Source organism: Pseudomonas sp. F-14 TE3623, assembly GCF_053629015.1.
This window is the reverse complement of the sequence record NZ_JBRJHM010000001.1, coordinates 937720-951413: the sequence shown is the minus strand read 5'-3', so window position 1 is coordinate 951413 and position 13694 is coordinate 937720. Positions and strand designations below refer to the sequence as shown.

Annotated in this window: 13 protein-coding genes; 4 read left to right on the top strand and 9 right to left on the bottom strand. The window is 59.3% G+C overall.

Annotated features, from left to right (window positions below; all coding sequences use genetic code 11):
• The first annotated feature begins 9 nt into the window (after positions 1-9).
• The gene (locus AB7M29_RS04315; RefSeq protein ID WP_217855096.1) at positions 10-1620 is read left to right on the top strand and encodes an arylsulfatase; all 1611 of its coding nucleotides are present in this window, start codon (positions 10-12) and stop codon (positions 1618-1620) included.
• Positions 1621-1753: 133 nt separating this feature from the next.
• Here AB7M29_RS04315 and AB7M29_RS04310 read toward each other — a convergent pair whose 3' ends face one another.
• Positions 1754-2827, bottom strand: a complete 1074-nt coding sequence (locus AB7M29_RS04310) for a fatty acid desaturase (RefSeq protein WP_217855094.1) — start codon at positions 2825-2827, stop codon at positions 1754-1756.
• 100 nt (positions 2828-2927) lie between these two features.
• Here AB7M29_RS04310 and AB7M29_RS04305 point away from each other — a divergent pair, with 100 nt between their 5' ends.
• Positions 2928-3932, top strand: a complete 1005-nt coding sequence (locus AB7M29_RS04305) for an AraC family transcriptional regulator (protein WP_217855092.1) — start codon at positions 2928-2930, stop codon at positions 3930-3932.
• A 150-nt stretch (positions 3933-4082) separates the two neighbouring features.
• On the opposite strand, the gene AB7M29_RS04300 is transcribed toward AB7M29_RS04305, so the two are convergent.
• Both AB7M29_RS04300 and AB7M29_RS04295 read right to left on the bottom strand, forming a co-directional pair.
• Positions 4083-4448, bottom strand: a complete 366-nt coding sequence (locus tag AB7M29_RS04300; protein ID WP_217855090.1) for a response regulator — start codon at positions 4446-4448, stop codon at positions 4083-4085.
• Between the two features lie 77 nt (positions 4449-4525).
• A complete protein-coding gene (locus AB7M29_RS04295; protein WP_217855088.1) occupies positions 4526-5212 on the bottom strand; it encodes a Crp/Fnr family transcriptional regulator in 687 nt (228 codons plus the stop codon).
• A gap of 84 nt (positions 5213-5296) precedes the next feature.
• Here AB7M29_RS04295 and AB7M29_RS04290 point away from each other — a divergent pair, with 84 nt between their 5' ends.
• Positions 5297-5815, top strand: coding sequence for an Mpo1 family 2-hydroxy fatty acid dioxygenase (locus AB7M29_RS04290; protein ID WP_217855086.1), 519 nt, complete (start codon positions 5297-5299; stop codon positions 5813-5815).
• Between the two features lie 107 nt (positions 5816-5922).
• Here the strand turns inward: AB7M29_RS04290 and AB7M29_RS04285 are convergent, their stop codons facing one another.
• The 6 genes from AB7M29_RS04285 to dibA all read right to left on the bottom strand — a co-directional run bounded on the left by AB7M29_RS04285 (position 5923) and on the right by dibA (position 12326).
• Complete coding sequence (locus AB7M29_RS04285; RefSeq protein ID WP_030131596.1) at positions 5923-6912, bottom strand: sulfate/molybdate ABC transporter ATP-binding protein; 990 nt, start codon at positions 6910-6912, stop codon at positions 5923-5925.
• Between the two features lie 3 nt (positions 6913-6915).
• Positions 6916-7785, bottom strand: a complete 870-nt coding sequence (cysW, locus tag AB7M29_RS04280) for a sulfate ABC transporter permease subunit CysW (protein WP_052962920.1) — start codon at positions 7783-7785, stop codon at positions 6916-6918.
• A gap of 12 nt (positions 7786-7797) precedes the next feature.
• Entirely contained in the window at positions 7798-8616 is an 819-nt protein-coding gene (gene cysT / locus AB7M29_RS04275; protein ID WP_008068641.1) for a sulfate ABC transporter permease subunit CysT, read from the bottom strand.
• A gap of 226 nt (positions 8617-8842) precedes the next feature.
• Positions 8843-9856 carry a sulfate ABC transporter substrate-binding protein gene (locus tag AB7M29_RS04270; RefSeq protein WP_217855084.1) on the bottom strand — a complete coding sequence of 338 codons (1014 nt, stop codon included), beginning with the start codon at positions 9854-9856 and terminating at the stop codon, positions 8843-8845.
• An 81-nt stretch (positions 9857-9937) separates the two neighbouring features.
• The gene (oscA, locus tag AB7M29_RS04265; protein ID WP_052962923.1) at positions 9938-10120 is read right to left on the bottom strand and encodes a sulfur starvation response protein OscA; all 183 of its coding nucleotides are present in this window, start codon (positions 10118-10120) and stop codon (positions 9938-9940) included.
• Between the two features lie 286 nt (positions 10121-10406).
• Positions 10407-12326 (bottom strand): phosphodiesterase DibA, encoded by a 1920-nt coding sequence (gene dibA, locus AB7M29_RS04260; protein ID WP_454246398.1) that lies wholly within the window; start codon positions 12324-12326, stop codon positions 10407-10409.
• Between the two features lie 147 nt (positions 12327-12473).
• Here dibA and desA point away from each other — a divergent pair, with 147 nt between their 5' ends.
• Complete coding sequence (gene desA, locus AB7M29_RS04255) at positions 12474-13658, top strand: delta-9 fatty acid desaturase DesA (protein WP_007899628.1); 1185 nt, start codon at positions 12474-12476, stop codon at positions 13656-13658.
• The last annotated feature ends 36 nt before the right edge of the window (positions 13659-13694 follow it).

Below are 13694 nucleotides of genomic sequence, written 5' to 3'. Positions count from 1 at the left end.
AGACTTTTGATGCCGCAACGTCCCAATTTTCTGGTGATCCTGGCCGATGACCTGGGCTTTTCCGATATCGGTGCATTCGGCGGCGAAATTGCCACGCCGAACCTCGACGCCCTGGCCAACAACGGCCTGCGACTGACCGATTTCCATACCGCGCCGACCTGCTCGCCGACCCGCTCGATGCTGCTCACCGGCACCGATCACCACATCGCCGGCATCGGCACCATGGCCGAAGCGCTGACCCCGGAGCTGATCGGAAAACCGGGTTACGAAGGCTATCTGAACGACCGCGTAGTGGCGTTGCCCGAACTGCTGCGTGAGGCCGGCTACCAGACGTTGATGAGCGGCAAATGGCATTTGGGCCTGACCGCTGAACTGGCACCCCATGCCCGGGGTTTCGAGCGCTCATTTTCGCTGCTGCCCGGCGCCGCCAACCATTACGGTTTCGAGCCGACCTATGACGAACAAACACCGAGACTGCTGAAATCCACCCCGGCGCTGTACATCGAAGACACCACCTTCATCGATGAACTGCCGAAGGATTTTTATTCCTCCGATGCCTTCGGCGACAAGCTGCTGCAGTACCTCAAAGAGCGCGATCAGACACGACCGTTCTTCGCCTATCTGCCGTTCTCCGCGCCACATTGGCCGTTGCAGGCACCCAAAGAGATAGTCGATAAATACCGAGGCCGCTATGACGCCGGCCCCGAAGTTTTGCGTCTTGAACGTTTGGCAAAGCTTAAATCTCTGGGGCTGATCGACGTCGATGTCGAGCCCCATCCGCTGATTCAACTAAGCGCTCAGTGGGAGGCCTTGAGCGACGAACAAAGGCAGATCTCCGCACGGGCCATGGAGGTTTACGCGGCGATGGTCGAGCGCATGGACTGGAACATCGGCCGTGTGGTCGATTACCTGCGCAACCAAGGGCAACTGGACAACACCTTCATCCTGTTCATGTCGGACAACGGCGCGGAGGGTGCGCTGTTGGAGGCGTTTCCAAAGTTCGGGCCCGAGCTGCTGACGTACCTGAATCAGCATTACGACAACAGCCTGGACAACATCGGCCGCGCCAATTCCTACGTCTGGTACGGCCCGAACTGGGCTCAGACCGCCACCGCACCGTCGCGGTTGTTCAAGGCATTCACCACCGAGGGCGGGATTCGCGTACCGGCGCTGGTGCACTACCCGCAACTACCGATCAAGGGGCAAATCAGCCATGGCTTCGGCACGGTGATGGACATCACGCCAACCCTTCTCGATCTGGCGGGTGTGCGCCATCCGGGCAAGCAGTGGCGAGGCAAGCCGGTGGCGCCGTTGCGCGGAAAATCGTGGTTGGGGTTTCTGTCCGGAGAGACCGCGCAGGTGCATGACGAGTACACCGTCACCGGCTGGGAGTTGTTTGGACGGCGGGCGATTCGTCAGGGGCAATGGAAAGCGGTGTACATCCCGGGGCCAGTGGGGCCGGCGACTTGGCAGCTATATGACTTGGGAAGCGACCCGGGGGAGATTCATGACCTGGCATTAAGTCAGCCCGAGAAGCTCACTGCCTTGATCGAGCATTGGCAGCGGTATGTGGATGAGACCGGGGTGATTTTGAGTGAATCGCCGTTTCAGCCGGATTGATGGCATCTGAACGACCGCATTCGCGAGCAAGCCCGCTCCCACACTGGATCTATGTTGTTCACAAATTTTGTGTTCACTGAAGATCAAATGTGGGAGCGGGCTTGCTCGCGAAGAGGCCCTCAAAAACAACCCGTCAAGCCCGAACCGTACGCCCCTCTTCCCCCACCACTTTCTCCTTGCGCACAAACCGGTTCGCCCGCCCGAACGTGCCAAAATCATTGAACCTCACCCCCATCTCGCGCATCACCTTATGCGCCACCGGGACGGTCATCTGGCGGATATAAAACGGTTCTTTCACCACAAAATGATGGATCCCGTGGCTGCTGCCAAAGTTGAAGCAGAACGCCTGCAACGGCCACATCCACCAAGGGTTCAACACCTGCGTTTGCTGGATCACATTGCCGGGTTCCACGTCACCGTAGTAGTGCATATTCGAGCTGACAAAATGCAGGCAGAACGTGCGCAACACGTTCGGGCCGATGATCACCACGGCAGCGATGTCGATCACCTGCATCATCGTCAATGTAGTCGCCGACCATTCGATAGGCGCACCCAACAGATGCGCAATGCCATTGGCGGCGTGAAAACCGAGAAACACGTACCACGCCCCCCAATGCACCAGCGCCAGTGGCGCATAGACTTTCAGAGAACGCTTGATGATGCTGAACTTGTGCGCCCAGGTCCTGGCCCGCAGCATGCGGATGAACGCCGACATCACGTTGTCGCCGACCATCAACAGCCGCGCGATGCCCCAGGGCTCACCGTTGGTGATCGCCCGCTCTTCCATGTCGGCTTCGCTGCCGGACACCTTGTGATGGTTTAGGTGCAAATGGCGGCGGATCCAGGGGTTGATGGTGCTCGGTCGCGCCAGCCACACCAGACCCATCATCAGGTTGTGCGGCACGCGCTGTTTGCGGAAGTACATGCTGTGGATCAGGTCATGCTCCAGCTCGTGGGTCAGCGAAGCAAAAAACGCGTTGAGTAGCAGGCATACCCACCAAGCCATGTACCCGGTGATGTACAGCGCTGCGGAGCCGATCATCCCGGCCAAGGCGAAGGCCAGAATGCCCGCACCCAAGGCGTCCTGATGGTTGAGAATCGGGTAGCGCTGACGCAGTTCGACGCCCTTGGCCAATACCACCTCGCGAATATGCGCTGATCGCTGTGCTGCATTCAGTCGCTGGGGACTTGCAGAAGTACCGTCCATGCTTCCATCCTCTGGTTATTGATGTTCGCATCCTGCCCCGTGATGCTTTACTGAGCGGTAGCCGTGAACGCCAACCTGTTGACCGGACGCGCCAATCAACATGACAGAACCGACCTCCCTCGCCAGCTGGACCCGCGCCCTGCGCAAGCAGCTCGATGCGCTGGGGCTCGACAGCACCGCCCTGTGCCAACAGGCGGGGCTCGACCCACAGTTGATGGACGACCCGAACGCCCGTTACCCGTTGTCCGGTACCACGCGCCTGTGGCAAATAGCGGTGCAGGTCAGCGGCGATCCGGCGATTGGCTTGCGGGTGTCGCGTTTCGTCAGCCCCACCACCTTTCATGCGCTGGGTTATGCGTTGGTGGCCAGCGGCAGTTTGCGGGAGGTCTTCGAGCGCATCGTGCGTTATCACCAGGTGGTCAGTAACGCGCTGGATCTGGAGCTGATCCGCGCCGAGGATCGCTACTGCTTCCGCCTGAAAATCCCCCAAGGCAACCCCGCGCCAGCCTTCGAAGCCATTGATGCCTTCGCGGCGATTTACGTGCGCACCTGCCGCAATCGCCTGGGCCGTGACTACGCCCCGTTGGCGGTGTACCTGCGCCGTCCGGAACCTGCCGACCCCCATCAATGGCACAAAGTGTTCCGCTCGCCGGTGTATTTCAACGCCGATGAAGACCGACTGGAGTTCGCTCTGCTGGATTTCGACAGTCACCTGGACGACGCCAACCCGGAACTGGCCGAGCACAACGAAACCGTGCTCAAACGCACCCTGGCGCAACTCAAGCCCCTGACCTGGGAGCGCAAGGTTCGCGACGCCATTGAAGAGCAATTACCCGAAGGCGAACCGTCGGCCGATTGTATCGCCCAGGCGCTGCACTTGAGTCTACGCAGCCTGCAACGGCACCTGGCGGACGAAGGTTGTCGATTCGATACGCTGCTCAACGAAAGTCGGGAAAACCTGGCGTTGCTGCACCTGCGTGATCCGCTGTGCTCGTTGGGCGAAATCAGTTATCTGCTGGGGTTCGCCGACACCAGCAGCTTCAGTCGTGCGTTCAAACGCTGGACCGGGATGACGCCGGGGCAGTTTCGGGATGGGTTGCGGTGACAGATCCGGAAGGTGTTTTGTATATTCCCGCCTCTTCGCGGGTAAGCCCGCTCCCACAGGGTTTTCGGTTGCTCACAACACAGTGATTCACCCAGAACCACTGTGGGAGCGGGCTTGCCCGCGAAGGCGGTAGTCCATACGCCGCAACCTTCAGCGCCCGCGATCCCGCCGCAATAGCTTGCGCACCCGCTTCACCAGTTCACTGACGGCAAACGGCTTGAGCAGGTAATCATCCTCATGCAACTCCAGCCCGCGCAGGCGATCTTCGATGCCGTCCTTGGTGGTGAGGAGCAGCACCGGCGTGTTGCCGAGCTTGCGGATCTGCTGCAGCAACTGCCAGCCGTTGAGCCCCGGCAGCATCACGTCGAGGATGATCAGTTCGTATTCGCCGGATTCGATAAAGCGCCGGCCGTCCATGCCATTGAGCGCCACGTCCACCGCGTAACTCGCTTCGCTCAGGCCTTTGGCCAGGAGACTGGCGGTCTCGGGTTCGTCTTCCACTAGCAACACACGCATGGCACACCTCGATTATCGTTGTCACAGGCTAGGCGCCTTCGCGGATAAAGCCCACCAATACCGTGGCGATCTTTTTTTCAAATCACCGCCAACGCTCGCAACCGCTCGGCATCCAGAATCTCGATCTCGCCATACTTGAGGTCCAGAATCCCTTGCCCCTGCAAATCCTTGAGAAGCTGGTTGGTTGTCTGGCGCGACAGCGACAACATCGACGCCAGCTGCTCCTGAGGCAGTTGCAGAACACGGCGCGGTGGATCGATTTCGCCATAACCCTCGGCGATCATCAGCAAGCGATGGGCCAGGCGCGCCGGAGCTGGCATCAGGCTTAGCTGTTCGAGGTTGATGAAGGTCAGGCGCAGTTTGTGGCTCATCAACAACGCCAGTTGCCGCCAGTAAACCGGTTGTTGGTCGAGCAACTTCAGTAGCGTCGCCTGCGGGATGTGCAACAGCGTGCACTGGCCAACGGCGTAGGCATCGTGGGTTCGCGGCTGGCCATCGAACAGGCAGATTTCGCCGAACCAGTGCGGTGCTTCCACCAGGCTCAGCAGCGCTTCCTTGCCCTGCTCGCTCACCGCGCCAATGCGCACCGAACCTTCGAGCACTGCATACAGCCCGCACGGCGGATCACCGCGTTTGAACAGCAGTTGCCCCGAGGGCAGGCGCCGCACTCGGGCCGCAGCCAGCAGACTATTCTGTAAGGGAACAGGTAAATGACTGAACCACTGCCCCGTATCCAGGCGCGAACGCCAAACCTGCATGTCCATGAAAACTCCTGGAGATTGTCGCCTGGCTGACAGAGCGAGAGATGAACCCGGGGCATCATCCGTCACCCTACAGGAGGAATAACAATGAAAAGCCTCGTTGACCATCTCAGTCAATACGCCGCCTACCACCGTGACCCGCGCAATATTGCCAGCCACTTTATCGGTATCCCGCTGATTGTAGTGGCGGTCGCGGTGTTGCTGTCACGGCCGCAATGGGGCGGAGGCTGGATTTCGCCGGCGGTGCTGGTCGCGATGGCATCGGCGTGGTTTTACCTGCGCCTGGAGGTGCGTCTTGGGGCGTTGATGTCCGTGTTGCTCGGTCTGTGCATTTGGGCGGGTCAGGTTCTCGCGCAGCAAACTACGCTGGTCTGGCTGGCCAGCGGTATCGGGATGTTTGTGGTGGGATGGGCGATTCAGTTTGTCGGCCATCATTACGAGGGACGCAAACCGGCGTTTGTCGATGATGTGACGGGGCTGATTGTCGGCCCGTTGTTTGTGGTGGTTGAGTTGGCGTTTTTGCTGGGGTTGCGGCATGAGCTGAAAGAGCAGATCGAGGCGCGGGTGGGGGGGGTGCGTTTGCGCCAGAAAGATGCTGCGGCGTAGATCGCTTTCGCGAGCAAGCCCGCTCCCACAGGGTTTTGGGTTGGCCACAGATGTGTGTTCAACGCAGATCCACTGTGGGAGCGGGCTTGCTCGCGATGCTTTTGCTTTTAAAGGTTGGCGACTTTCTGCCAGACCTTGGGCTTGAAGAACAACGTCTCACCCTTCGCCAATCCGACCAGGCTGTCGTGATCCTTCACCACTTCAGCTTCGATCAACTCGCTCTGGCCTTCAACCTTCAGCGTCACCCGCGTAGTAGCGCCCAGCGGACGAATATCCCGCACTTGCGCCGCGTGGTGATCTTCCAGTTCATGCCGCGACAGCGACACTTCGTGTGGACGGAACAGCACGTGCCGGTCTTCGCCTAAATGCAGACGGTTCGAATCGCCGAGGAAGTGATAGACGAAATCGCTGGCCGGGTTTTCGTAGACGTCGCCCGGTGAACCGATCTGCTCGATCACCCCCTTGTTCATCACCACGATACGGTCGGCGACTTCCATCGCCTCTTCCTGGTCGTGGGTCACGAACACCGAGGTCAGGTTGATGTCTTCGTGCAGCCGTGCGAGCCAGCGCCGCAGTTCTTTACGGACCTTGGCGTCGAGGGCGCCAAAGGGTTCATCGAGCAGCAAAACTTTCGGCTCCACCGCCAAGGCACGGGCCAACGCGATGCGCTGACGCTGGCCGCCGGAGAGTTGTTCCGGGTAGCGATCGGCCAACCAATCCAGCTGCACCATGTTCAGCAGTTCGTGGACTTTCACCGCGATCTGGCTTTCGTTCGGGCGCTGGTTTTTCGGCTTCATACGCAGCCCGAAAGCAACATTGTCGAACACCGTCATGTGCCGGAACAGAGCGTAGTGCTGGAACACGAAACCAACATTGCGATCCCGCACGTCGTGGCCGGAAACGTCTTCGCCATGGAACACGATGTTGCCCTGATCCGGGGTTTCCAGGCCGGCGATGATTCGCAGCAACGTGGTCTTGCCGCAGCCGGACGGCCCCAGCAGCGCCACCAGCTCGCCGCTTTGAATGTCCAGGCTGATATTGTCCAGCGCCTTGAACGCGTGGAAGTTCTTGCTGACGTTACGCACTTCGATCGACATGACTTATTCCTCCGCGGCGCTGGCGCGCAGGCGGTTAATACGGTTTTCGCTCCACTGCTTGAGCAGCAGGATGAAGAGCGCCAGGATCAGCAACAGGCTCGCCACGGCGAACGCGGCCACGTGGTTGTATTCGTTGTAGAGGATCTCGACGTGCAGCGGCAGGGTGTTGGTCACCCCGCGAATGTGCCCGGAAACCACCGACACCGCACCGAACTCACCCATGGCCCGGGCCGTACACAGCACCACGCCATAGATCAGGCCCCATTTGATATTGGGAACGGTGACGTGCCAGAACATCTGCCAGCCATTGGCCCCGAGCAGGCGCGCGGCCTCTTCTTCTTGGGTGCCTTGTTCCTGCATCAGCGGGATCAACTCACGGGCCACGAACGGCACGGTGACGAAAATCGTCGCCAACACGATGCCCGGCAAGGCGAAGACGATCTGGATGTCGTGGTCCTGCAACCACGGGCCGAACAGCCCCTGGGCGCCGAACATCAACACGTAAACCAGACCTGCAATCACCGGCGACACCGAGAACGGCAGGTCGATCAGGGTCACCAGCATGCTCTTGCCGCGGAACGAGTATTTGCTCACGCACCATGCCGCGCTGACACCGAACACCAGGTTCAACGGTACCGAAATCAGCACCGCGATCACGGTGAGTTTCAACGCCGACAAGGCGTCTGGCTCAAAGATCGCGGTGAAGAACGCACCCAGGCCCAGCTTCAGGCCCTGGGACACCACGATGAACAGCGGCAACAACAGAAACAGCGCAAATACTAACCAGCCGAGGCCGATGAGGATTCGCCGCGAAGTGGCGCTGCCACGTCGGGCGGCGTTCGAGGAGGCTGCTGCAATAGACGATTGGGACATGTTCGCGCCTCCTTATGGGGTTTCGATGCGCCGCTGCAGCAAGTTGATCAGCAGCAACAGGACAAAGGAAACCACCAGCATCAGTACACCAATGGAGGTGGCGCCGGTGTAATCGTACTGGTCGAGTTTGACCATGATCAGCAGCGGCAGAATTTCGGTTTTCATCGGCATGTTGCCGGCGATAAAAATCACCGAACCGTACTCGCCGACCCCGCGGGCAAAGGCCAAAGCGAACCCGGTCAGCCAGGCTGGCAACAGCGCGGGCACCAGAATATGGCGAAAAACCTGTAACGGTTTCGCCCCGAGGCAAGCCGCCGCTTCCTCCACTTCACGCGGGATATCGGCCAGTACAGGTTGTACCGTACGTACTACGAATGGAAGCGTCACGAAAGTCAGCGCCAGCGTGATGCCGAGGGGGGTGTAGGCGATCTTGAAACCCAGGTCCGCCGCGAACTGACCCACCAGGCCGGTAGGGGTGTACAGCGCGGTCAGTGCGATACCGGCCACGGCCGTGGGCAAAGCAAACGGCAAATCGATCATCGCATCGATGACTTTGCGTCCCGGGAAGGTGTAGCGCACCAGCACCCAGGCCAGCAGCGTGCCAATGATGCCGTTGATTATCGCGGCATAGAGCGCGGTGCCGAAGCTCAGCTTCAGCGCCGCCAGTACCCGTGGCGCCGAAATAATTGCCCAGAACTGCTCCCAGGTAAGTTGAGCGGCATGAACAAACATCGCCGCCAGTGGAATGAGCACAATCAGGCTGAGGTACACCAAGGTGTAGCCCAGCGTCAGCCCGAAGCCGGGTATGACGGGGGAGATACGACGCGACATAAAAGTCCTTGGTTGAAAATGCGCTAAGCCCCGACGGTGAAATCGGGGCCTGTTGACTAATGCCAGCAGTAAAGGTGCGAAACCTGTGGGAGCGGGCTTGCTCGCGAAGGCGGTGTATCAGGCGACATCAATACTGACTGTGCCGCCGTCTTCGCGAGCAAGCCCGCTCCCACATGGATTGCGCTCAACTGACCAACATTAGGTCCATTGACTGATCCATTTCAGGTTATTGCGCCTGATAAATCTGGTCGAACACGCCACCGTCATTGAAGAATTTCGGTTGCGCGGTTTTCCAGCCACCGAAGTCCTTGTCGATGGTCACCAACTCCAGTGTCGGGAACTGCTTGGCGTACTTGGCGGCCACATCCTTGTCACGTGGACGATAGAAGTTTTTTGCCGCGATTTCCTGGCCGGCCGGGCTGTACAGGTGTTTGAGGTACGCCTCGGCGATCTCGGTGTTGCCCTTTTTCTCGGCATTCTTGTCGACCACGGCCACTGGTGGTTCGGCCAGGATCGACAGCGAAGGCACGACGATGTCGAACTTGTCGGCGCCGCCGTCTTCTTTCAACGCCAGGAAGGCTTCGTTTTCCCAGGCCAGCAACACGTCGCCCTGACCGTTGTTGACGAAGGTGATGGTCGAGCCGCGAGCACCGGTGTCCAGCACAGGCACGTGTTTGAACAGGGTCTGCACGTACTCTTTGGCCTTGGTCTCGTTACCGCCGTTGGCTTTCAGGCCATAGGCCCAGGCCGCGAGGAAGTTCCAGCGTGCGCCGCCGGAGGTTTTCGGGTTCGGGGTGATGACTTCCACGCCGTTCTTGGTCAGGTCGCCCCAGTCCTTGATGCCTTTCGGGTTGCCCTTGCGCACCAGGAACACGATGGTCGAGGTGTAAGGCGTGCTCGCTTCCGGCAGACGCTTCTGCCAGTCGACCGGCAGGCTCTTGCCCAGCTTGGCGACTTCATCGATGTCACCGGCCAGAGCCAGGGTCACCACGTCGGCCCGCAGACCGTCGATCACCGCCCGGCCCTGCTTGCCCGAACCACCGTGGGACTGCTGGATTTTCACGTTGTCGCCAGCGTGGTCTTTTTTCCAGAAGTTGATGAACTCGGCGTTGTACTCCTGGTACAGCTCACGGGTCGGGTCATACGACACGTTGAGCAGCTCGTAATCCTTGGCAACCGCGGAACCAGCAAAAAGGGCACTGGCCAGGGCGGCCAAAGCAAAATGACGAATCGACGACATGGTGAAAGCTCCTGGAATTCTTGATGTGTTGGCTTTTTCTTATGGTCTGGAACGGGTTGCCTGTTCTTTTGATCTTTCGCTTCAGCTCGGTTTGTTGTTCGGGTTCTGCAAACGGAATTTCTCTTTGCGTTCGATCTGAACCACCTGGGCGTTGTGCACAGTGATTTCCACCGCACCAAAGCGCAGATCGCGCAAGGCGCTCTGGATCTCACGCAAAATGGTGGCTTCGTCCTGCCCGTCAACACTACGTAGGGATGCGCTCATGGTGCTGCTCCTTTAATGAGAGATGCCTGGCAGTGGCGGGCACTGCTTACGGCGTAGGGGCAATAGTAGATAGGCGCTGATATTCTTAAAAAGACTATTTAAGAATGTTTATATAACCATAATGAATTAATTGATAAGGCAAGGGTTTGCGGGGGACAAGGGGCGCACAAAACCCTGTGGCGAGGGGGCTTGCCCCCGTTCGGCTGCGTAGCAGACGCAAAAATTGGGGGCCGCTACGCGACCCAACGGGGGCAAGCCCCCTCGCCACAAAAAGCAGATCAAGCGCTCATCCAATCGTTGGCGCCCGGGCCCAATCCAATAATGCCGCCGGCACTGGCTTTCCAAACCAGTACCCCTGCCCCAAATCGCAGTCGTGCTCGAGCAGGAAAGCCGCCTGCTCGACCTGCTCGATCCCCTCGGCATGCACTTGCATCCCCATGCTCTGAGCCAGTGCAATGATTACCCGCGCGATCGCCGCGTCGTCCTCATCACCCGGCAAGCCCGCGACAAATCCCTGATCGATCTTGAGCTTTTGCACCGGCAAACGCTTGAGTCGCAGCAACGATGAATAGCCTGTGCCGAAGTCATCGATGGCCAGCCGCACGCCCAACTCGCGCAAACGATGCATCTGCTCCAGCGCCACTTCCGGGTCTTCCATTACTGCGCTTTCAGTGACCTCCAGCTCCAGATAGGCCGGATCCAGGCCCGTGTCGTGCAGCACCTGAGCCACCTGCTGATACAACTCGCGCCGGGCGAACAGGCGAGAAGAAACGTTCACCGCGACAAACGACAACACCACGCCCGCCGCTTGCCACTGGCACATCTGCTGGCAGGCCTGGCGCATGACCCAGGCGTCGATCTCGGCGATCAGTCCGGTGCGTTCGGCGATGGGGATGAACTCTGCCGGCGATATTAAACCGCGTTGCGGATGCTCCCAGCGCACTAGGGACTCGACGCCGATCAGGCGACTGGTTTTGAGGTCATGCACGGGCTGGTAATAAACCCGCAACTCCTGCTGCTCCAGCGCGCGTCGCAATTGGAACGCGATCTCCACACGTTGCTGAGCATGCGCGGTCAATTCTTCGGTGTAGAGGGCGTAGCCGTCGCGGCCCGCGCTCTTGGCCTTGAACAGGGCCGAGTCGGCATTGCGCAACAATTGCTCGGCGCTCAAGGCATCGCTGGGGAACAGACTGATGCCGATGCTGGCGTTGATAAACAGTCGATGCCCATCGATCTGGAACGACTCTTTAAGGCCATCGGAAATCCGCTGAGCCAGCGCTGCGGCATGTCCCGGTTGCGGGCAATTTTCAGCCAGCACCGCAAACTCGTCACCGCTGAGCCGCGCCAGCGTGATACCCGAGCCGAACAAGGCGCTCAGGCGCTCAGCCACGGCTTTGAGCAGTTGATCACCGACACTATGGCCGAGACTGTCGTTGATCAACTTGAAATGATCGAGGTCGATCATCAGTAACGCGCAACCGCGCTTATGGACCTGCGCCGAAGCCACGGCCTGCCCGACACGGTCGGTAAGCAGCAGGCGATTGGGCAGATCGGTCAGCGGATCGTGATGGGCCAGGTGCGTTAATTCATGCTCGGAGTTCTTGATCGCGCTGATGTCGGAAAACACCGCAACGTACTGGCTGAGGTGCCCCTGATCGTCGCGAATGAGGCGGATCGTCTGCCATTGCGGGTAGATCTCGCCGCTTTTACGACGGTTCCAGATTTCCCCGCTCCACTCGCCGAGGCAGTCGAGTGCCGCGAACATCGCCTGGTAGAAACCCGGCGAGTGATGGCCCGATTTGAACATATTCGGTCGCTGACCCAGCACTTCCTCGCGCTGGTAGCCGGTGATTTCCATGAACGCCCGGTTCACATGGATGATCAACCCTTTGCTATTAGTGACCAGCACCCCTTCACGGGTGCAATCGAACACCGCTGCCGCCTGACGCAACCGCTCCCGGTCTGCATTGCGCTCATGCAATTTGGCGCCCACGCCCAGGCAGCGAAACAATCGTACCCGTGCAATGAAGATCAGCCCGGCGCTGAACGCCCCCCAGGCATAACCGTTGATCAGTTGCCAGCGCAGCAGGTCGGTGGAACTATCGAAGAACCTGTTCAGTAAATAACCACTAAACTGGAGCCAGGCTACGGAAAGCACCAGATAGAGCAGCGCTGCACGCAAAGCATCGCGATAGGTGGCTGGCATTAGAGCGTCCATGTCCCTACAAAAAGGCTGGAATTATAGATTAAAGAAACATCCAGCCACTCTTATCTGAAAGGGCGACTGGTTTTATCTGTGGGCTAAGTGATAATGCAACGGCTGTTTTTTTCTTTATCGAGGGTCCTATAGGCTATGTGGTACGAAGGTTTTCTTGGCTTATCGCCCTGGTCACTGGTGGCAGTCACCCTACTGATGACCCACGTGACGATCGTCGGCGTCACGGTTTATCTGCATCGTTATTCAGCCCATCGCTCGCTTGAGCTCAATGCCGGCCTGAAACATTTCTTCCGCTTCTGGCTGTGGTTGACCACCGCGCAGAACACCCGCGAGTGGACGGCTATCCACCGCAAGCATCACGCCAAATGCGAAACCGTCGATGACCCGCACAGCCCGGTCATCAAGGGGTTGTCCACCGTTCTGCGCAAAGGCGCCGAGCTGTACCGCGCCGAAGCGGAAAACCCCGAGACCCTGCGCATCTACGGCAAAAACTGCCCCGAAGACTGGATCGAACGCAACCTCTACAGCCGCTTCCCGCTGCTGGGCGTGGCGATCATGGGCGTCATCGACCTGCTGCTGTTCGGCACCATCGGTATCACCATCTGGGCCATCCAGATGATGTGGATTCCGGTGTGGGCCGCCGGCGTGGTCAATGGCCTGGGCCATGCCATCGGCTACCGCAACTTCGAATGCCGCGATGCGGCCACCAATCTGGTGCCTTGGGGCATCCTGATCGGCGGCGAAGAACTGCATAACAACCATCACACCTACCCTAACTCCGCCAAATTGTCGGTGAAGAAATGGGAATTCGACCTCGGCTGGGCCTGGATCCAGGTCTTCAGCTTCCTGCGTCTGGCCAAGGTCCAGCGGGTCGCGCCCATCGCCCACCGTGTCGAAGGCAAAGGCAGCCTGGACATGGACACCGCCATGGCGATCCTCAACAACCGCTTCCAGATCATGGCCCAGTACCGCAAGTTGGTGATCGCGCCGCTGGTCAAGCAAGAGCTGGAAAAGGTCGATCACTCGGTCCGTCACCAGTTCCACCGGGCCAAGCGTTTGCTCTCGCGGGAAACCAGCCTGCTGGACGACAAGCACCATATGCGCATCCAGACCATGCTCGAGCACAGCCAGGCGCTGAAGGTAATTTACGAAAAACGTCTGGCCTTGCAGCAGATCTGGGTCAAGACCAGCTCAAATGGTCACGACATGCTGGCTGCCATCAAGGATTGGGTACACGAGGCCGAGGCCAGCGGGATTCAATCCCTGCGTGATTTCGCCGACCAGTTGAAAACCTACTCCCTGCGCCCTGCCAACGCCTGATCCTCTGTGGCGAGGGGGCTTGCCCCCGTTCGGCTG

What these genes read in the sequence shown, in the direction of transcription:
- AB7M29_RS04315 (WP_217855096.1), top strand. Translation starts at nt 10, where the DNA reads ATGCCGCAACGTCCCAATTTTCTGGTGATCCTGGCCGATGACCTGGGC.
- AB7M29_RS04310 (WP_217855094.1), bottom strand. Translation starts at nt 2,827, where the DNA reads ATGGACGGTACTTCTGCAAGTCCCCAGCGACTGAATGCAGCACAGCGA.
- AB7M29_RS04305 (WP_217855092.1), top strand. Translation starts at nt 2,928, where the DNA reads ATGACAGAACCGACCTCCCTCGCCAGCTGGACCCGCGCCCTGCGCAAG.
- AB7M29_RS04300 (WP_217855090.1), bottom strand. Translation starts at nt 4,448, where the DNA reads ATGCGTGTGTTGCTAGTGGAAGACGAACCCGAGACCGCCAGTCTCCTG.
- AB7M29_RS04295 (WP_217855088.1), bottom strand. Translation starts at nt 5,212, where the DNA reads ATGGACATGCAGGTTTGGCGTTCGCGCCTGGATACGGGGCAGTGGTTC.
- AB7M29_RS04290 (WP_217855086.1), top strand. Translation starts at nt 5,297, where the DNA reads ATGAAAAGCCTCGTTGACCATCTCAGTCAATACGCCGCCTACCACCGT.
- AB7M29_RS04285 (WP_030131596.1), bottom strand. Translation starts at nt 6,912, where the DNA reads ATGTCGATCGAAGTGCGTAACGTCAGCAAGAACTTCCACGCGTTCAAG.
- cysW (WP_052962920.1), bottom strand. Translation starts at nt 7,785, where the DNA reads ATGTCCCAATCGTCTATTGCAGCAGCCTCCTCGAACGCCGCCCGACGT.
- cysT (WP_008068641.1), bottom strand. Translation starts at nt 8,616, where the DNA reads ATGTCGCGTCGTATCTCCCCCGTCATACCCGGCTTCGGGCTGACGCTG.
- AB7M29_RS04270 (WP_217855084.1), bottom strand. Translation starts at nt 9,856, where the DNA reads ATGTCGTCGATTCGTCATTTTGCTTTGGCCGCCCTGGCCAGTGCCCTT.
- oscA (WP_052962923.1), bottom strand. Translation starts at nt 10,120, where the DNA reads ATGAGCGCATCCCTACGTAGTGTTGACGGGCAGGACGAAGCCACCATT.
- dibA (WP_454246398.1), bottom strand. Translation starts at nt 12,326, where the DNA reads ATGCCAGCCACCTATCGCGATGCTTTGCGTGCAGCGCTGCTCTATCTG.
- desA (WP_007899628.1), top strand. Translation starts at nt 12,474, where the DNA reads ATGTGGTACGAAGGTTTTCTTGGCTTATCGCCCTGGTCACTGGTGGCA.